Consider the following 17,550-nt stretch of genomic DNA (forward strand, 5'->3'; position numbering starts at 1 on the left):
GGCTCTTACTTGATCAGACCATCCAGCGGCGAAGAAGCGCTGGCATAGAGTTTTTTCGGCATGCGGCCGGCCAGGTAGGCCAGGCGACCGGCGACGATGGCGTGCTTCATGGCCTCGGCCATCAGCACCGGCTGCTGCGCGTGGGCAATGGCCGAGTTCATCAGTACCGCCTCGCAGCCCATTTCCATGGCAATGGTGGCGTCGGAAGCGGTACCCACGCCGGCATCGACCAGCACGGGCACCTTCGATTCTTCGAGGATGATCTGCAGGTTGTAGGGGTTGCAGATACCCAGGCCGGTACCGATCAGGCCAGCCAGCGGCATGACCGCGATGCAGCCGGCTTCGGCCAGCTGGCGGGCGATGATCGGGTCGTCGCTGGTGTACACCATCACGTCGAAACCTTCCTTGACCAGCACTTCGGCAGCCTTGAGGGTCTCGATCACGTTCGGGAACAGGGTTTTCTGGTCGGCCAGCACTTCCAGCTTTACCAAGGTCCGCGACTCATGGGACTTGTAGCCCTCGAGCAGCTCACGGGCCAGGCGGCAGGTGCGCACAGCCTCGACGGCGTCGAAGCAACCGGCGGTATTGGGCAGGATGGTGTACTTGTCGGGGGACAGCACATCGAGCAGGTTCGGCTCGCCCGCATTCTGGCCCAGGTTGGTCCGGCGCACGGCCACGGTGACGATCTCGGCACCCGAGGCCTCTGTCGCCAGGCGGGTTTCTTCCATGTCACGGTACTTGCCAGTGCCGACCAGCAGGCGCGACTGGAACGTGCGCCCGGCCAGAATGAAGGGCTTGTCGCTACGAACGTTGCTCATCGTTGTTCCTCGGGATAGGTTGCAGGGCTTGCTTGTGAACCGCCAGGCTGCTGTCAGCCGCCACCGATGGCGTGGACCACTTCAACCTGGTCGCCGTCGTTCAGCAGCGTGCTGTCGTGCTGGCTACGCGGCACGATGTCCAGGTTCAGTTCCACGGCAATGCGGCGCCCGGTCAGCTTCAGGCGCGTCAGCAGGGCTGCAACGCTCTCGCCAGCAGGCAGTTCGTAAGGTTCACCGTTCAGTTGAATGCGCATGCGCACGGCCACCATTGTTCTTTGGGGCCCGCATTCTAGCGCCGAACCGCCCTGCAACCCAAGGGCGGTGCGCGCCATTAGTCGCGATTGTGGACCAGCTGGTCAGCCCAGCCGCCAGGCTGCCAGGCCCAGGCACAACCAGCCGGCCAGGAAGCACAGGCCGCCAATCGGGGTGATGATGCCGAGCTTGCCAATGCCGCTGAGGGTCAGCAGGTACAGGCTGCCGGAGAACAGCACGATACCCAGCGCAAACAGCCCGCCTGCCCAGCCGACCAGGCGCCCGGGCAGGTGCGCCGAGAGCACGGCAACGCCGAAGATCGCCAGCGCATGCACCAGCTGGTAGGTCACGCCGGTATGAAAGATCGCCAGGTAGTCGGCCGTCAGCCGGTTTTTCAGGCCATGGGCGGCAAACGCGCCCAGGGCGACCCCGGTAAAGCCGAAAAAGGCGGCAAGCATCAGGAAGCTGCGAAGCATGGGACGACTCCTTGTATCGGGTCTGTATAATGGCCCCTTCCACCCGAACGGCCAAGCCATCACCATGCTGCCAACCCTCCTCCGCCGCCTCTCCCGCGCCCTGCTCTGGTTCGCTGCCGGCAGCATCGTGCTGGTGCTGGTGTTCCGCTGGGTGCCACCGCCCGGCACGGCGCTGATGGTCGAGCGCAAGGTGCAGTCCTGGGTCAATGGCGAGCCGATCGACCTGCAGCGCGACTGGGAGCCGTGGGAGAACATCTCCGATGAACTCAAGGTCGCGGTCATTGCCGGCGAGGACCAGAAGTTCGCCAGCCACTGGGGCTTCGACATCCCGGCCATTCAGGCGGCGCTGGCCTACAACGAACGCGGCGGCAGCATTCGCGGTGCCAGCACCCTTACCCAGCAGGTGGCGAAGAACCTGTTCCTGTGGTCCGGGCGCAGCTGGTTCCGCAAAGGGCTGGAAGCCTGGTTTACCGCGTTGATCGAACTGTTCTGGTCGAAGGAACGCATTCTCGAGGTCTATCTGAACAGCGCTGAATGGGGCAAGGGCGTGTTTGGTGCGCAGGCGGCAGCGCGTTACCACTTTGGCGTCGATGCCAACCGGCTCAGCCGCCAGCAGGCCGCGCAACTGGCCGCGGTGCTGCCCAGCCCGATCAAGTGGAGTGCCAGCCGCCCGAGTGCCTACGTGGCCAGCCGGGCCGGGTGGATTCGCCGGCAGATGAGCCAGCTAGGTGGGCCTGGCTACCTGATGCAGCTCGACACTTCGCGCAAGCTTTAAGATTTCTGGGGCCGCTGTGCGGCCCATCGCGACACAAGGCCGCTCCTACTGGGAATCGCGGTCGCCTGTAGGAGCGGCCTTGTGTCGCGATGGGCTGCACAGCAGCCCCAAAATCTCACAGGCATAAAAAAACCGCTGCCCCTCGCAGGTCAGCGGTTTTCTGTGTAACCAAGGCCTGATCAGGCAGCGATCAGCGCCTTGACCTTGTTCATCGCATTCTTCTCCAGCTGGCGAATCCGCTCAGCCGAAACGCTGTACTTGTCTGCCAGCTCATGCAACGTGGCCTTCTCTTCTGCCAACCAGCGCTGGTAGAGAATGTCGCGGCTACGTTCGTCCAGCCCTTGTAGCGCTTCGTGCAGGTTGCTGGTGGAGTTATCGCTCCAGTCGGCATCCTCCAGCTGCACTGCCGGGTCGTAACGGTGGTCTTCGAGGTAGTGCGCAGGCGACTGGAAGGCGCTGTCGTCGTCAGCTTCTGCTGCCGGGTCGAAGGCCATGTCCTGGCCGCTGAGGCGGCTTTCCATCTCGCGCACTTCACGCGGCTCGACACCGAGGCTTTCCGCCACGCGATGCACTTCGTCGTTGTTCAGCCAAGCCAGGCGCTTCTTCTGGCTGCGCAGGTTGAAGAACAGCTTGCGCTGGGCCTTGGTGGTGGCCACCTTGACGATGCGCCAGTTGCGCAAGATGAATTCGTGGATTTCTGCCTTGATCCAGTGCACGGCAAACGACACCAGGCGCACGCCCATTTCCGGGTTGAAGCGCTTGACGGCCTTCATCAGGCCGACGTTGCCTTCCTGGATCAGGTCGGCCTGGGCCAAGCCATAGCCGGCATAGCTACGGGCGATATGTACGACAAAACGCAGGTGGGCCATCACCATTTGACGAGCGGCCTCGACATCCTGCTCATAATAGAGACGCTCGCCCAGATCACGCTCCTGCTCGACCGTCAGCAGCGGGATGCTGTTGACCGTGTGCACGTAGGCTTCCAGGTTTGCACCGGGTACCAGGGCATAGGCAGGTTGCAACGATGTGGTCATTCAAGAACCTCCGACTTACAAAACTCGCGCCTTGTGGGCGCTGCCAACATTGACCTGGAACGACGGTACAAGTTCCGTAGTGAAGAAAATGTCAATGCTGGCACGTAAAAACTATCGCGGCGCCAGCTCGTTCAAGTGGCGGGCGACGGCAATCCATGCACCGATATACCCCAACAGCACCGCTCCGATCAAGAGCGACAGACCATCGGACGCAGGCACCCCGCCCAAGGCGAAGTCACTGCCATACAGCCCGGAAAGCCCAACCACGGCCTCGTTCAGCCAGTTCAGGCCAAATGCCAGGATACCCCATGCCAACAGGCCTGCACCCAGGCCATACAGGGCGCCCATATACAGGAAAGGCCGGCGTACGTAGGCGTCGGTGCCCCCTACCAGCTTGATCACTTCGATCTCGATGCGGCGGTTTTCAATGTGTAGACGAATTGTGTTACCGATTACTAACAGCAGGGCAGAAATCAGCATCACGGCCAAACCGAAGACAAAGCGGTCACCCAGCTTGAGGATGGCCGCCAGGCGCTCGACCCAGACCAGGTCCAGTTGCGCCACTTCTACCCGAGGCAGCTCTGACAAGCGCTGACGCAGGGCATCCAGGGCCGGCTTGTCGACCTCGGTCGGGGTTACCACCACCACACCCGGCAGCGGGTTGTCAGGCAGCTCGCGCAAGGCTTCGCCCAGCCCGGACTGCTGCTGGAACTCCTCCAGCGCCTGCTCGCGGCTGACATATTGCGCGTCCGACACCCCGGGCATGCCCTTGATCTCGTCGCGCAGCGCCTCGCCATCACGGCTGCCGGCATCCAGCTTGAGGTACAGCGAAATCTGCGCCGCGCGCTGCCACGAGCCGCCCAGCTGCTCGACGTTCTTCAGCAGCAACGACAGGCCCATCGGCATGCTCAGCGCCACGGCCATCACCAGGCAGGTGAAGAAGCTGCCGATCGGCTGCTTGCCCAGGCGGCGCAGGCTGTCGGCCATGCTGGCGCGGTGGCTTTCCAGCCAAGCGTGCATCAGGGTGCGGAAATCCGGGCCGTCATCGTCTTCGCCGCGCTTTTTCTTCGCCGGCTGCGGGTCGGCCGGTTTCGGCGCAACCCGTTCGGAAACCTTCGGCGTACGTGTAGTGCTCATTGCCCGGCCTCCCCATCGCCGATCAAGCGGCCGCGCTGCAAGGTCAGCATGCGGTGGCGCATGCGCGCAATCAGTGCCAGGTCGTGGCTGGCGATCAGTACCGTGGTGCCCAGTCGGTTGATATCTTCGAACACGCCCATGATTTCTGCCGCCAGGCGCGGGTCGAGGTTACCGGTGGGTTCGTCGGCCAGCAGAAGTGCCGGCTGGTGGACGATAGCGCGGGCAATACCGACGCGCTGCTGCTGGCCAGTAGACAGGTCGGCCGGGAACAGCTCGCCCTTGTCGGACAACGACACACGCTCCAGCGCCGAGTCCACGCGCTTGGCGATCTCGGCCTTGGACAGGCCGAGAATCTGCAGCGGCAAGGCGATGTTGTTGAACACCGTGCGGTCGAACAGCAACTGGTGGTTTTGGAACACCACACCGATCTGCCGACGCAGGAACGGGATCTGTGCGTTGCTGATCTGGCCCAGGTCCTGCCCGGCCAGCATCAGTTTGCCGCTGGTGGGGCGTTCCATGGCCAGCAGCAGGCGCAGCAAGGTGCTCTTGCCGGCCCCCGAGTGGCCGGTGACGAACAGGAACTCGCCCCGGCGCGCCCGGAAACTCAGCTCATGCAAACCGACATGACCATTGGGGTAGCGCTTGGCAACCTGTTCGAATCGGATCATGGTCAGTCTCGCTCGGCGAACAGAGCCTTGACGAACGGCTCGGCTTCGAAGGTGCGCAGGTCGTCGATGGTTTCGCCCACGCCGATATAGCGGATCGGCAGCTTGAACTGCTTGGCCAGGGCAAAGATCACCCCACCCTTGGCGGTGCCGTCCAGCTTGGTCAGGGCCAGGCCGGTCAGTTCGACGCTCTGGTTGAAGTACTTGGCCTGGCTGATGGCGTTCTGCCCGGTGCCTGCATCGAGCACCAGCAGCACCTCGTGCGGCGCCTCGGCATCGAGCTTGCCGATGACCCGGCGAACCTTCTTCAGCTCTTCCATCAGGTTGTCTTTGGTGTGCAGGCGGCCGGCGGTGTCGGCGATCAGCACATCCACGCCGCGGGCCTTGGCGGCCTGCACGGCGTCGAAAATGACCGAGGCGGAGTCGGCGCCGGTGTGCTGGGCAATCACCGGGATATGGTTACGCTCGCCCCACACCTGCAATTGCTCCACGGCGGCGGCGCGGAAGGTGTCGCCGGCGGCCAGCATGACTTTCTTGCCTTCAAGCTGCAGCTTCTTGGCCATTTTGCCGATAGTGGTGGTCTTGCCGGCACCGTTCACACCCACAACCAGGATCACGTAAGGCTTGTTCTGCGACTCGATCTTCAGCGGCTGCTCGACCGGGCGCAGCAGCGCGGCCAGTTCTTCCTGCAGCGACTTGTACAGCGCGTCGGCATCGGCCAGTTGTTTGCGGGCAACCTTCTGGGTCAGGTTCTGGACGATGGCCGAAGTGGCTTCGACGCCGACGTCGGCGGTCAGCAGGCGGGTTTCGATTTCGTCGAGCAGGTCATCATCGATGACCTTCTTGCCCATGAACAGGCTGGCCATGCCCTCGCCAATGCTGGCGCTGGTCTTGGACAAGCCCTGCTTGAGGCGGGCGAAGAAGCCGGGTTTGGCCTGCTCGGCAGGCGCAGGGGTGGGTTCTGGCGCCACTTCGACAGGTGCAGCAACCACTGCCACCGGGGCCACGACTTCTGGTGCCGGGCGCTCCGGAATGGCTGGCGGCGCTTTCGGCTGCAGGTCCGGCACCAGGGCAACCGGTTCTTCGGCAACCGGCAGCACCAGGTTGCTCACCGGTGCGGTTGGCGCCACAACCGGGGCTGGCTCAACGCGGGCCACCTCGACCGGTGCAGCCTGTACTGGCACGGAGGCGACCGGCTGCGGCGCGGGGGCCACCAGCGGCTGGGAAGCAACCGGCTCGGGCTCAGGGGCGTGCATCGGCTGGGAGGCAACCGGCTCTGCAACCGGTGCTTCAACCACCGGCGCTAGCGGCGGCTGGACTGGCTCGGCGGCCTGCTGTGGCTCGCTCAGCGGTGAGACCGCAGGCACCGGAACCGGCTCTGGGGCCTGCAGTGTTTCAGCAACAGGGGCCTCGACCGGAGCGGCTACAGGCTGCTCGACAGCGGGGGCTTCTTTCGCGGGCTCGACAGCTTCCACGGGTTGCTGCGGCTTCTTGCGAAACCAGCTGAACAGGCCTTTCTTTTCACCAGCCTCGGCCGGCGCTTTCTTGTCGTCGTTGGAACCAAACATGGAAGACGGCTATCTCAGGGTAGCGATGGGCCAGCTTTGGCGCATCGGGAATTCTCTCTACGCAGAACAGACTATCTTGAAGCCGGCTGGTTCATGCGCAACGTTTTGTCTTAGTGTCCTGCAGGCCAGAACGGCGACAGGCATGGTCGCCAGGCAACCGGATCAGTATCCTAGCACCTCCTGGCCCGTCGACGCTAAACCCAGCGGGCCGCCGAACAGGTTAAACACCGTATGAATGCTCTAGCCCGCCGCGCCGCTGGCCTGTTGCTTGGCACGCTCTGCCTGCCGCTCGCGGCATTCGCCGCCGATGTGCAACCCACCCACGAATTCATCCTCGACAACGGCCTGAAAGTGGTCGTACGCGAGGACCACCGCGCCCCCGTGGTGGTCTCGCAGATCTGGTACAAGGTCGGCTCCAGCTACGAAACCCCGGGCCAGACCGGTTTGTCGCACGCGCTCGAACACATGATGTTCAAGGGCAGCGCCAAGCTCGGCCCCGGCGAGGCCTCGCGCGTGCTGCGTGACCTGGGCGCCGAAGAGAACGCCTTCACCAGCGACGACTACACCGCCTATTACCAAGTGCTGGCCCGCGACCGCCTGCCGGTGGCCCTGGAGCTGGAAGCCGACCGCCTGGCCAGCCTGCGCCTGCCGGCCGACGAATTCAGCAAGGAAATCGAGGTCATCAAGGAGGAGCGCCGCCTGCGCACCGACGACCAGCCCAACTCCAAGGCCTTCGAGCTGTTCCGCGCCATGGCCTACCCGGCCAGCGGCTACCACACTCCGACCATCGGCTGGATGGCCGACCTGGAGCGCATGAAGGTCGAGGAACTGCGCCACTGGTACGAATCCTGGTATGCGCCCAACAACGCTACCCTGGTGGTGGTTGGTGACGTTACCGCAGACGAGGTCAAGGGCCTGGCGCAGAAGTACTTCGGCAGCATCCCCAAGCGCGCCGTGCCGCCGGCCAAGCTGCCGCTGGAGCTGGCCGAACCTGGCCTGCGCCAGCTGACCTTGCATGTGCGTACCCAGCTGCCAAGCCTGATCTACGGTTTCAACGTGCCTGGCCTGCCAACAGCCAAAGACCCGCGCACCGTGCATGCCCTGCGCCTGATCTCGGCACTGCTCGACGGTGGCTACAGTGCCCGCATGCCCGCCCGCCTGGAACGTGGCCAGGAGCTGGTGGCCGGCGCCTCGTCCAGCTACAACGCTTTCACCCGTGGCGACAGCCTGTTCCTGATCTCGGCCACGCCGAACGTGCAGAAACAGAAAACCCTTGCCGACGTCGAAAAAGGCGTGTGGCAGTTGCTGGACGAACTCAAGACCACCCCGCCCAGCGCCGAAGAGCTGGAACGCGTACGCGCCCAGGTCATCGCCGGCCTGGTCTACGACCGCGACTCCATCAGCAGCCAGGCAACCACCATCGGCCAGCTGGAAACCGTCGGCCTGTCCTGGAAGCTGATCGACAGCGAACTGGACGAGCTCAAGCGCGTTACCCCGCAGGACATTCAGAACGCCGCGCGCACCTACTTCACCCGCGAACGCCTGAGCGTTGCCCATGTACTGCCCGAGGAGTCCGCTCATGAGTGATCGCCGCGCACCACGCCCAACCCTGCTGGCCACCGGTATCCGCGCCCTGGCGCTGGCGGCTGTGCTGGCTGCCCCGGCCATGGCCGACGACGCTGCCAAGGCCGACAGTAGTGCAGCCCGCCCGGCCAACACCCTGCAGTCGCTGGCCGAACTGGATGGCAAGGCGCCCAGCCGGCGCCAGCTGAACATCCAGCACTGGAACACCGCCGAAGGTGCCCGGGTGCTGTTCGTCGAAGCCCGCGAACTGCCGATGTTCGACCTGCGCGTCACCTTCGCCGCCGGCAGCAGCCAGGACGGCGGCACGCCCGGCCTGGCGGCGCTGACCAACGCCATGCTCAATGAGGGCGTGGCCGGCAAAGACGTGACTGCCATCGCCGAAGGCTTCGAAGGCCTGGGCGCAGACTTTGGCAACGGTTCCTACCGCGACATGGCCGTGGCCTCGCTGCGCAGCCTCAGTGCCAAAGACAAGCGCGAGCCGGCGCTCAAGCTGTTCACCGAGGTGGCCGGCAAGCCGAGCTTCCCCGAAGACGCCCTCAAGCGCATCAAGAATCAGATGCTGGCCGGCTTCGAATACGAGAAGCAGAACCCCGGCAAGATCGCCGGCAAGGCGCTGTTCGCCAACCTCTATGGCGCGCACCCCTACGCCCACCCGAGCGACGGCACCGCCGAAAGCATCAACGGCATCGGCCTGGCGCAGCTACGAGCCTTCCACGCCAAGGCCTACACTGGCGGCAACGCGGTGATCGCCCTGGTCGGCGACCTCAGCCGCGCCGAAGCCGAAGCCATTGCTGCCCAGGTGTCAGCCGGCCTGCCCAAAGGCCCGGCACTGCCCGCACCGGCCCAGCCCGCCGACGCCAAGGCCGGCCTCACCCACATCGACTTCCCGTCCAAGCAGACCCACCTGATGCTGGCCGAACTGGGCATCGACCGCCAGGACCCGGACTGGCCGGCCCTCTCGCTGGGTAACCAGATCCTCGGCGGTGGCGCCTTCGGTACCCGGCTTATGAGCGAGGTGCGTGAAAAACGCGGCCTGACCTACGGCGTGTATTCGGTGTTCAGCCCGATGCAGGTACGTGGCCCGTTCATGATCAACCTGCAAACCCGTGCCGAGCTCAGCGAAGGCACGCTCAAGCTGGTGCAGGGCATTCTTGCCGACTACCTCAAGACCGGCCCCACCCAGCAAGAGCTGGACGACGCCAAGCGCGAATTGGCCGGCAGCTTCCCGCTGTCCAATGCCAGCAACGCCAGCATCGTCGGCCAGTTGGGCGCCATCGGCTTTTACAACCTGCCGCTGACCTGGCTGGAGGACTTCATGCAGCAGTCCCAAGCGCTTACCGTCGAGCAGGTCAAGGCAGCCATGAACAAACACCTGTCAGCCGATAAACTGGTGATCGTCACCGTTGGCCCTAAAGTGCCACAGAAACCGCTGCCAGCACCCACTGACAAGCCCTCCGAGCAGCCGCTCGGGGTACCGGAGCACTAATGCCAAGATCCACCCCTCCCGCCCGCCCGCAAGCGGGCCAAAGCAAGGGCCAGGGCCACCTGCGCATCATCGCCGGCGAGTGGCGCAGCCGCCGCCTGGCGGTACCCGAAGGCGAAGGCCTGCGGCCAACGCCTGACCGCGTGCGCGAAACCGTCTTCAACTGGCTGGCGCCCTACATCGAAGGTGCCCGCGTGCTGGACGCCTTCACCGGCAGCGGTGCCCTGGTGCTCGAAGCTCTGTCCCGCGGGGCCAAAGACGCCGTGGCGCTGGACAGCAACCCGGCAGCAATCGCCAACCTGAAGAACAACCTCGAAATCCTGCGCAGCCCGCGCGGGCAAATTCTGCAAACCGACGCCCTGCGCTACTTGCAAGGCCCGGCCAAGCAGCAGTTCGACGTGGTGTTCCTCGACCCGCCGTTCCACCAGGACCTGCTGGCCAACACCTGCAACCTGCTTGAGCAGAACCAGTGGCTGAGCGAGCAGGCGTGGGTCTACACCGAAAGCGAAGCCGCCCCATCCACCCTGCAGTTGCCGGGCAACTGGCGCCTGCATAGAGAGAAAAAAACCGGCCAGGTGCATTACGCGCTTTGGCAACGGGGCTAACAATGTAGCGCTCAGCGCTTGGCCATTTCGCTGAAGCTGCTCTGGTTCACAGCAACCGGAGTACTTCAGCAATGACAATGGCATCAACTCTTGACGGCGAAGATATCAGCGCTGGGCTAGCGTCCATCGCGTCCGCCGCCCCCCTGCAGTTGCAACACTTCACGTTGGACAACGGCTTGTCGGTCTACCTGCGAGAAGACCACAGCACCCCTTTGGTTGCCGTTCAACTCTGGTACCACGTAGGTTCCAGCTATGAACCTGCGGGCCACACCAATCTCTCGCATGTTCTGGAGCATCTGGTCTTTGAAGGCAGCAGCAAGCTTGCGGCCGGTCAATACAACCGGGTAATAACCCGTCTTGGTGGTTACACCAATGCCACCAGCAGCGTTGATGGAACGGCATTCGAAATGCTGCTACCGGGTTCTCGCTTGCCTGTAGGCCTGGAAATCCTGGCCGACGCAATGCGCACCGCAACGTTTGGCCAAACTGAAATGGAACAGGGTGTGAAGGCGGTCGAGGACGAGCGTCGACTCAACTTCGCCAGCAATGTCGAAGAGCAGGCTTACAGCCAACATGACAGGCTGGCCCATGGCGGCAGCCCCTACGCTCAAGACGGGTACGCTTTCCCCGCAGACCTGCGCAACATCACACTGGAAGCGCTACGGGGCTGGTATGACACCTGGTATCACCCGAACAACGCCACGCTGGTAGTGGTGGGCCCAATCGACCTGCCGACCCTTCGGCAGCAGGTATCTCGGTACTTCGCTGGCTTAGCCAAGGCCCCACTGGCGAAACAACCCGTACCTCACCACGATGTACGCCTTGCACAGCGCGAACAAACCGTGGCCCTGCCAGGCTTACGGCACGGCGTGCGCATGTCCTTCAACGTACCCGGCTGCGCCACAGCACCCGATGTAACAACGGCGCCTACCCTGGCGCTTATCTGCGAATTACTCGGCAAAGGCTCCAGTTCCTTGCTGTATGGCAAGCTGGATCGCACGCAACGCCTGATTTCACGTGTGAGGGTGAGTTACGACCCATTGGTACGTGGCGACACCCTACTGACGATCACCGCCTGGGTGAATACTGACAACAGTACCCCTGAGCAAGCCGCCGAAGCGGTTTACCAGGTGATCGATGAGCTTCGACTCGCCCCCCTGCCGGACGAGGTGCTGGATCGCGCAAAGCTGCGAATGCTCGCGCGACAGTTGTTCAGCTTCGACGACCTTGACCTGCAGGCCGAACGCATTGGCGCAGTAGCTGCTGCTGGGGTGTCCCCCACCTTGCTCGATAGGCAAAGCCGAATCGTTCGCAACCTGGACAGCGCCACGCTGCAGAAAATGGCGGCTGACTATCTGGGGCGCGAACGGCTGACCATTACCTACCTTCGGCCAGGAGCAGCAGTATGAACGACGAGCAAAGCCTTACACAGGTGCCACTAATGTGCGTTGGCCCGGCCACCGACACCGCTGTTGAAGCCATGGCAAACCTGCAATCCACCCGTGACATCGAGCTCGGCAAGGTACCGCCACTGCAAGCTGAAGCGCAGCAATGGCAGACTCAAGAAGGTAGCAAGGTCAGTTTTATTGCATCCCCAGACCGCCCGATGTTCGATCTAGCGCTGCGCTTTCGTGCCGGCAGCGCTCTGGATGGCCCTGACTCAGGGCTCGCTGCCCTCGTGCTTTATAGCCTCGATCAAGGTACAGAGCAGCTCGATGCGGACAAGTTTGCACAGATGATGGAGGGCCGGGGCGCGGTACTGAGTACGGCTATCAGCAACGAGAGTGCTGTCGTCACATTGCGCTGCCTCAGTCTGCCTGCTTTGCGCTCAAGCGTGATGCGACTGCTTACACAGATGATTGCACGCCCGGCGTTCAGGGCGACTGATGTAGAAAAGATCCGTGAACGGCTGAACTTCGCAGGCTCTGCAAAATCGCGTCACCCTGTCACTCAGCTGGTTGAGAGGACAAAGGCACATGTCTTCGCAGGTCACCCCTACGCGTCGACATCCACCCCGGGCAATATTGCCGCCATCAGCGAGGAAAAATTGAGGGTTTTCCATCAGCGCGCCTACTCCGCGAACAATTTGCACATAGGCCTGGTAGGAGACCTCACGCGTGAAGAGGCCGAGCAGCTAATCGACAACCTGGTTCGCGCTCTGCCCCAACAATGGGCCGCGCAATCACCGCCGCCTTTCCCCCCGTGCTCTCGACTCCTGCACCACGCGCAACGCTCTGCTCCTACAACTCATGCGGTGCTTGCCGTTCCATCGAACGTGACTGCAAGCGACACAGTCCTGCCCGCGCTAACGCTGCTTAATGCCATTCTAGGAGGGGGCTATGAATCCCGCCTGACACAAGAGCTGCGTGTCAAACGCGGCCTGACCTATGCAACAAGGTCGGTGATGGCCACTGGCGATGCCGGCAGCCTGTTGTACATCTTGTGGGATACCGAGCCGCCATACCGTGACGCAGTAGCAGCACTGGTGACAGCTATGCTGACGTGCCTTGGCGAACATGGCCCTAGCCAAGCTGAGTGCGACACAGCTTTCAACCAGCACGCAGCCGAAATGCATCGGTGGCTCTCTAATAAAGCGAGACTGGCCAAGGCACTGGCGGACAGCAGCCATCAACGGTTACCGGCAGATCATTTTGCTACTTATCTCGACAAGCTTGGCACGCTGACACCCGCACACTTGCGAGAAGCCGCGCAAGTGTGGCTGAAAAATGCGCCAGAGGTGTTTGTCACCCTAGGCCCCGACGCTGAGCAGCTACCTTTGCCGCAGCCCTTGGTGGTCGACCAATAGACCAAGGAATTCGACGCGTTTCCATGGCACTCTAGGCAGGCATATCAAGAGTCTCTCAGCATGCCTGCTTCCAGCGCCATCTTCCGCCCGGCCATGGGCCTGTCCAATCCCCATCTACAAACCCTGTGGGGGCCGTTGTGGCGCAAGCTGCCGTCACTGCAGCGCAACCGTGAACGACTATGGCTGGCCGATGGCGATTTCATCGACCTGGACTGGCACGGCCCTCACCAGCCGCACGCACCGTTGGTGCTGGTGCTGCATGGCCTGACCGGCTCATCCCACTCACCTTACGTCAAAGGCTTGCAGCAAGCGCTGCAAGCCCGTGGCTGGGCCAGTGTGGCAGCGAACTGGCGCGGCTGTTCGGGCGAACCCAACCTGTTGCCCCGCAGCTACCATTCCGGCGCCAGCGAAGACCTGGCCGAAATCATCAGCCACCTGCGCGCCCAGCGCCCGCTGGCACCGTTGTATGCGGTGGGTTATTCACTCGGTGGCAATGTGCTGCTGAAATACCTGGGCGAAAGCGGCGTCGCCAGCCAGCTGGAGGCGGCGGTCGCGGTCTCGGTGCCTTTTCGCCTGGACCACTGTGCCGACCGCATCGGTCAGGGCTTCTCCAAGGTGTACCAGGCGCATTTCATGCGCGAAATGCTGGCATATGTGCAGCTCAAGCAGCGGCACTTCCACGCCCAAGGCCAGCATGAACGGCTGGCTGAACTCGAACGCCTGGGGCAGCTGACAAACCTGCGCACATTCTGGGAGTTCGACGGCAAGGTGACCGCGCCGCTGAATGGCTTTCGCGACGTGCACGACTACTACCGCCGCTCATCGAGCCATTTCTTCCTCGGCCAGAACCGCACGCCGACGCTGATCATCCACTCCAGCGATGACCCGTTCGTGTCCGGCCATAGCCTGCCCACGGCCCGCGAACTGGCGTCGCAGACCCGCTTTGAACTGCACAGCCGCGGCGGCCATGTGGGTTTTGTCGATGGCAGCCTGCGCAACCCGGGGTATTACCTGGAGCGGCGTATTCCGCAGTGGTTGGTGGAGGGCGCATAACTGATTGATCTAGCGGGGGCTCTGTGGGAGCGGGCGCGTCGAGGCGTCGAACCGCCGCGAACACCGGCGCAGCCGGTGCCAGGCATCGCGTTGGATTCCTCGCGGGCACGCCCGCTCCCACAGGTTTTCAGCCAAACCACTATTGTTTCTATTCGCCAGTAGCCACGCCATGCTGCGGGTCGTTGATCCACTCACTCCACGACCCGGCATACAGCTTGCCCAGCGGGTACCCCCCCAGCGCCAGCGCAAACAGGTTATGGCAAGCCGTCACCCCAGACCCGCAATACGACACCAGTTGCTCCGGCGCCCGCCCGGCCAGCTTTTCAGCAAAGTGCTGTTTGAGTTGCTCAGCCGGCAAAAAGCGCCCGTCAGCCCCCAGGTTGTCGGTAAACGCCGCGCACTGGGCCCCGGGAATATGCCCGGCCACCGGGTCGATCGGCTCCACTTCACCGCGAAAACGCGGCAAAGCTCGCGCATCGATCAGGGTCAGGTCAGCACTCCCCAGGCGCTTGCCCAGGTGCTCGGCATCGATCAGCAGCCTGGCGTCCGGCTCACCGTCGAAGGTGCCCTCGCGCTTGGCCGGCGGGTCCAGGCTCAAAGGCAGGTGAGCCGCGTGCCAGGCCTTCAGGCCACCGTCAAGAATCGCCACGCCGCTGCGCTTGCCCAACCACACCAGCAGCCACCAGGCTCGAGCGGCAAAGGCGCCGGGGCCGTCGTCGTACAGCACCACCTCGCTGTCGTTGTCCAGGCCCCATTCACGCAGGCGCTCGACCAGCCGCTGCGCATCGGGCAATGGATGGCGCCCGGTACGGCCCTTGCTCACCGGCCCGCTGAGGTCGCGGTCCAGGTCGGCAAAATGCGCGCCGGCTATATGCCCCTGGGCATAGCTGCGCTGGCCATAGTCCACATCCTCGAGGGCAAAGCGGCAGTCGAGGATCACCAACTTGGGCGAGCCCAGACGCTCGGCCAACTGCTGCGGGGTGATCAATTGCGCAAGGGGCATGACAATCTCCTGATCGATGGCACTCGAACCCTGGGCTACTGCTCCAGGGCCTGGTTGAACGGTACATGGAATTCCTGGCACAGGGCGTCCACGGCATGGCGGGCGTTGTCGGTGACAAAACCGAGCTCCAGCACCAGCACCTGATAGACGCCACGCTTGAAGGCTTCTTCACCCAGGTGCGCGGAATGCTCACGCGTGGTGCTGAGAAAACGCACCCACGAGGTCAGCACGATCCAGGCATTGATGGTCAGCGATTCGATCTGCGCCGGTGCCATGGCCAGGATGCCAGCCTCGACAAAACCGCGGTAGATCGCCTGGCCCTGGCGCAAGCAACGCTCGGAAAAACGCCGGTAACGGGCGGCAAGCTCTGCATCACTGTCCAGCAGGTGCTCCAGGTCGCGGTGCAAGAAGCGGTAGTTCCACATCGCCGCCAGCAACGCCTTGAGGTAGAAGCGCTTGTCTTCCACGGTCGCGGCGCGGCCTTGCGGCGGGCGCAGGAAGCTGTCCACCAGTGCTTCGTACTGGCTGAACAACAACGCGATGATCGCCTGCTTGTTGGGGAAGTGGTAATACAGGTTGCCGGGCGAGATTTCCATGTGCGCGGCAATGTGGTTGGTACTGACGCTGCGTTCGCCCTGCTGGTTGAACAGCTCCAGGCTGTTCTGCACGATGCGCTCTCGGGTCTTCATCCGCGGGGCCATGCTCAGCTCCCAGTCTGCGGGCTTTCGATAAAGGTTCATCTTACGGTGATTCACGCCACCGATGCACCGTTGCCTTGCATGAAAATAGTCGCACGATGGTACCGATTAGAGTATAGGCTCTAGAGACTTCAAGCCCCGCCGGGAGACCGCCGTGACCTCGCCCTTCACCTTGCCTCCTATGCATTCCGACACCGACCTTGAAGCCCCGTTCGCCGTCCAGCGCCAAGCCTTCGCCGGCAACCCCATGCCGCCCGCTGCCCAGCGCCGGCAGTGGTTGAAAAGCCTGCGCGAGGCACTTCTGGCAAACCAGCAGCAACTCATAGAAGCCATCGATACCGACTTCGGCGGGCGCAGTGCCGATGAGACCTTGCTGGCCGAGCTATTGCCATCAGTGCAAGGTATCCGCCATGCCGAGCGCCACCTGCAGCGCTGGATGCGCCCGGCCAGGCGGGCCGTGGGCATGGCGTTCCAGCCAGCCAGCGCGCGGGTGTTGTACCAGCCATTGGGGGTAGTCGGCATCATCGTGCCGTGGAACTATCCGCTGTTCCTCGCCATCGGCCCGCTGACCTGCGCCCTGGCCGCCGGCAACCGGGTCATGCTCAAGCTCAGCGAGGCGACACCAGCCAGTGGCCTGGCCCTGAAAGGGCTGCTGCAACAGGTCTTCCCCGAAGACCTGGTCAGCGTGGTGTTGGGTGAGGTCGAGGTTGGCCAGGCCTTCGCTCGCTTGCCTTTCGATCACTTGCTATTCACCGGCGCCACCAGCATCGGCCGCCAGGTCATGCTGACGGCCGCGCAAAACCTGACCCCGGTGACCCTCGAGCTGGGTGGCAAGTCCCCGGCCATCGTCTCGGCCAAGGTGCCGCTGGACGCCGCCGCCGAGCGCATTGCCTTCGGCAAGATGCTCAACGCCGGTCAGACCTGCGTCGCCCCCGACTACGTGCTGGTGCCGCGAGAGCGCCTGAACGACTTCGCCGATACCTACCGCAACGTCGTGCGGCGCCTGTACCCACGCATCGCCGACAACCCCGACTACAGTGCCATCATCAACCCTCGGCAACTCAAGCGCCTGGAGCAGTTGCTGGAGGACGCCCGCAGCAAGGGCGCGCAAGTGATCGATCTGTACCCCGCCGAAGCCCGCCAGGGCCGGCGCCTGCCACCGCACCTGCTAACCAAGGTGAACGACAGCATGCAGGTGATGCAGGACGAAATCTTTGGCCCGCTGCTGCCGCTGGTGCCTTACGACAGCCTCGATGACGCGCTGGCCTACATCAACCAGCGCCCACGGCCGTTGGCGCTGTATTACTTCGGCTACGACCGCAGCGAACAGCAACATGTGCTGCAATTCAGCCATTCCGGCGGCGTGTGCCTGAACGACACCTTGCTGCATGTGGCTCAGGACGACCTGCCATTCGGCGGCATCGGGCCTTCGGGCATGGGGCACTACCATGGCCATGAAGGCTTCCTGACCTTCAGCAAGGCCAAGGCGGTACTGGCCAAGCAACGCTTCAACGCCGCCCGGCTTATCTACCCGCCTTATGGCAAAGCCTTGCAGCGCCTGGTCTACAAACTGTTCATCCGCTGAGGGCCGGG

General features: G+C 63.4%; 17 protein-coding genes. 8 read left to right on the top strand and 9 right to left on the bottom strand.

Going from position 1 to position 17,550, the window contains the following annotated elements; all coding sequences use genetic code 11:
• Window positions 1-5: 5 nt before the first annotated feature.
• From ACIP02_RS01365 to ACIP02_RS01375, 3 genes are all read right to left on the bottom strand, one after another.
• The gene (locus tag ACIP02_RS01365; protein ID WP_400612483.1) at window positions 6-818 is read right to left on the bottom strand and encodes a thiazole synthase; all 813 of its coding nucleotides are present in this window, start codon (window positions 816-818) and stop codon (window positions 6-8) included.
• Window positions 819-871: 53 nt separating this feature from the next.
• Entirely contained in the window at window positions 872-1,072 is a 201-nt protein-coding gene (gene thiS / locus ACIP02_RS01370; RefSeq protein WP_400612486.1) for a sulfur carrier protein ThiS, read from the bottom strand.
• A 102-nt stretch (window positions 1,073-1,174) separates the two neighbouring features.
• Window positions 1,175-1,546 (bottom strand): DUF423 domain-containing protein, encoded by a 372-nt coding sequence (locus ACIP02_RS01375; protein ID WP_400612488.1) that lies wholly within the window; start codon window positions 1,544-1,546, stop codon window positions 1,175-1,177.
• Between the two features lie 64 nt (window positions 1,547-1,610).
• Between ACIP02_RS01375 and mtgA the strand changes: the two genes are divergently transcribed.
• On the top strand, window positions 1,611-2,321 hold the full coding sequence (mtgA, locus tag ACIP02_RS01380; protein ID WP_400613241.1) for a monofunctional biosynthetic peptidoglycan transglycosylase: 711 nt from the start codon (window positions 1,611-1,613) through the stop codon (window positions 2,319-2,321).
• A gap of 179 nt (window positions 2,322-2,500) precedes the next feature.
• On the opposite strand, the gene rpoH is transcribed toward mtgA, so the two are convergent.
• The 4 genes from rpoH to ftsY all read right to left on the bottom strand — a co-directional run bounded on the left by rpoH (window position 2,501) and on the right by ftsY (window position 6,725).
• The gene (gene rpoH / locus ACIP02_RS01385) at window positions 2,501-3,355 is read right to left on the bottom strand and encodes an RNA polymerase sigma factor RpoH (RefSeq protein WP_003249083.1); all 855 of its coding nucleotides are present in this window, start codon (window positions 3,353-3,355) and stop codon (window positions 2,501-2,503) included.
• Between the two features lie 111 nt (window positions 3,356-3,466).
• Window positions 3,467-4,492, bottom strand: a complete 1,026-nt coding sequence (ftsX, locus tag ACIP02_RS01390) for a permease-like cell division protein FtsX (RefSeq protein WP_400612491.1) — start codon at window positions 4,490-4,492, stop codon at window positions 3,467-3,469.
• Window positions 4,489-5,160 (bottom strand): cell division ATP-binding protein FtsE, encoded by a 672-nt coding sequence (ftsE, locus tag ACIP02_RS01395; RefSeq protein ID WP_012274659.1) that lies wholly within the window; start codon window positions 5,158-5,160, stop codon window positions 4,489-4,491. The genes ftsX and ftsE overlap by 4 nt, the downstream gene beginning before the upstream one ends.
• A gap of 2 nt (window positions 5,161-5,162) precedes the next feature.
• Window positions 5,163-6,725, bottom strand: coding sequence for a signal recognition particle-docking protein FtsY (gene ftsY / locus ACIP02_RS01400; RefSeq protein WP_400612493.1), 1,563 nt, complete (start codon window positions 6,723-6,725; stop codon window positions 5,163-5,165).
• Between the two features lie 231 nt (window positions 6,726-6,956).
• Here ftsY and ACIP02_RS01405 point away from each other — a divergent pair, with 231 nt between their 5' ends.
• The 6 genes from ACIP02_RS01405 (at window position 6,957) to ACIP02_RS01430 (ending at window position 14,256) form a co-directional block, all read left to right on the top strand.
• Window positions 6,957-8,312, top strand: coding sequence for a M16 family metallopeptidase (locus ACIP02_RS01405; RefSeq protein WP_400612496.1), 1,356 nt, complete (start codon window positions 6,957-6,959; stop codon window positions 8,310-8,312).
• Complete coding sequence (locus ACIP02_RS01410; RefSeq protein WP_400612499.1) at window positions 8,305-9,795, top strand: M16 family metallopeptidase; 1,491 nt, start codon at window positions 8,305-8,307, stop codon at window positions 9,793-9,795. Before ACIP02_RS01405 ends, ACIP02_RS01410 begins: the two co-directional genes overlap by 8 nt.
• Window positions 9,795-10,397 (top strand): 16S rRNA (guanine(966)-N(2))-methyltransferase RsmD, encoded by a 603-nt coding sequence (gene rsmD, locus ACIP02_RS01415; protein WP_400612501.1) that lies wholly within the window; start codon window positions 9,795-9,797, stop codon window positions 10,395-10,397. The genes ACIP02_RS01410 and rsmD overlap by 1 nt, the downstream gene beginning before the upstream one ends.
• 71 nt (window positions 10,398-10,468) lie before the next feature.
• Window positions 10,469-11,806 (top strand): M16 family metallopeptidase, encoded by a 1,338-nt coding sequence (locus ACIP02_RS01420; RefSeq protein WP_400612504.1) that lies wholly within the window; start codon window positions 10,469-10,471, stop codon window positions 11,804-11,806.
• Window positions 11,803-13,203 (top strand): M16 family metallopeptidase, encoded by a 1,401-nt coding sequence (locus ACIP02_RS01425; protein ID WP_400612507.1) that lies wholly within the window; start codon window positions 11,803-11,805, stop codon window positions 13,201-13,203. The genes ACIP02_RS01420 and ACIP02_RS01425 overlap by 4 nt, the downstream gene beginning before the upstream one ends.
• A gap of 60 nt (window positions 13,204-13,263) precedes the next feature.
• Complete coding sequence (locus tag ACIP02_RS01430; RefSeq protein ID WP_400612509.1) at window positions 13,264-14,256, top strand: hydrolase; 993 nt, start codon at window positions 13,264-13,266, stop codon at window positions 14,254-14,256.
• Between the two features lie 148 nt (window positions 14,257-14,404).
• Here the strand turns inward: ACIP02_RS01430 and ACIP02_RS01435 are convergent, their stop codons facing one another.
• Entirely contained in the window at window positions 14,405-15,259 is an 855-nt protein-coding gene (locus ACIP02_RS01435) for a sulfurtransferase (RefSeq protein WP_400612512.1), read from the bottom strand.
• Window positions 15,260-15,294: 35 nt separating this feature from the next.
• A complete protein-coding gene (locus ACIP02_RS01440) occupies window positions 15,295-15,960 on the bottom strand; it encodes a TetR/AcrR family transcriptional regulator (protein ID WP_400612514.1) in 666 nt (221 codons plus the stop codon).
• Between the two features lie 151 nt (window positions 15,961-16,111).
• Here ACIP02_RS01440 and ACIP02_RS01445 point away from each other — a divergent pair, with 151 nt between their 5' ends.
• The gene (locus tag ACIP02_RS01445) at window positions 16,112-17,542 is read left to right on the top strand and encodes a coniferyl aldehyde dehydrogenase (protein ID WP_400612516.1); all 1,431 of its coding nucleotides are present in this window, start codon (window positions 16,112-16,114) and stop codon (window positions 17,540-17,542) included.
• The last annotated feature ends 8 nt before the right edge of the window (window positions 17,543-17,550 follow it).

Origin of the sequence: Pseudomonas sp. NPDC089408 (assembly GCF_044749445.1) — a bacterium.
Classification (GTDB): domain Bacteria; phylum Pseudomonadota; class Gammaproteobacteria; order Pseudomonadales; family Pseudomonadaceae; genus Aquipseudomonas.

Coding starts and splice junctions, on each gene's coding strand:
- ftsY (WP_400612493.1), bottom strand. CDS start 6,725: ATGTTTGGTTCCAACGACGACAAGAAAGCGCCGGCCGAGGCTGGTGAA.
- mtgA (WP_400613241.1), top strand. CDS start 1,611: ATGCTGCCAACCCTCCTCCGCCGCCTCTCCCGCGCCCTGCTCTGGTTC.
- rsmD (WP_400612501.1), top strand. CDS start 9,795: ATGCCAAGATCCACCCCTCCCGCCCGCCCGCAAGCGGGCCAAAGCAAG.
- ftsE (WP_012274659.1), bottom strand. CDS start 5,160: ATGATCCGATTCGAACAGGTTGCCAAGCGCTACCCCAATGGTCATGTC.
- ACIP02_RS01365 (WP_400612483.1), bottom strand. CDS start 818: ATGAGCAACGTTCGTAGCGACAAGCCCTTCATTCTGGCCGGGCGCACG.
- rpoH (WP_003249083.1), bottom strand. CDS start 3,355: ATGACCACATCGTTGCAACCTGCCTATGCCCTGGTACCCGGTGCAAAC.
- ACIP02_RS01430 (WP_400612509.1), top strand. CDS start 13,264: ATGCCTGCTTCCAGCGCCATCTTCCGCCCGGCCATGGGCCTGTCCAAT.
- ACIP02_RS01405 (WP_400612496.1), top strand. CDS start 6,957: ATGAATGCTCTAGCCCGCCGCGCCGCTGGCCTGTTGCTTGGCACGCTC.
- ACIP02_RS01410 (WP_400612499.1), top strand. CDS start 8,305: ATGAGTGATCGCCGCGCACCACGCCCAACCCTGCTGGCCACCGGTATC.
- ACIP02_RS01425 (WP_400612507.1), top strand. CDS start 11,803: ATGAACGACGAGCAAAGCCTTACACAGGTGCCACTAATGTGCGTTGGC.
- ACIP02_RS01420 (WP_400612504.1), top strand. CDS start 10,469: ATGACAATGGCATCAACTCTTGACGGCGAAGATATCAGCGCTGGGCTA.
- ACIP02_RS01440 (WP_400612514.1), bottom strand. CDS start 15,960: ATGGCCCCGCGGATGAAGACCCGAGAGCGCATCGTGCAGAACAGCCTG.
- ACIP02_RS01375 (WP_400612488.1), bottom strand. CDS start 1,546: ATGCTTCGCAGCTTCCTGATGCTTGCCGCCTTTTTCGGCTTTACCGGG.
- ACIP02_RS01435 (WP_400612512.1), bottom strand. CDS start 15,259: ATGCCCCTTGCGCAATTGATCACCCCGCAGCAGTTGGCCGAGCGTCTG.
- ftsX (WP_400612491.1), bottom strand. CDS start 4,492: ATGAGCACTACACGTACGCCGAAGGTTTCCGAACGGGTTGCGCCGAAA.
- thiS (WP_400612486.1), bottom strand. CDS start 1,072: ATGCGCATTCAACTGAACGGTGAACCTTACGAACTGCCTGCTGGCGAG.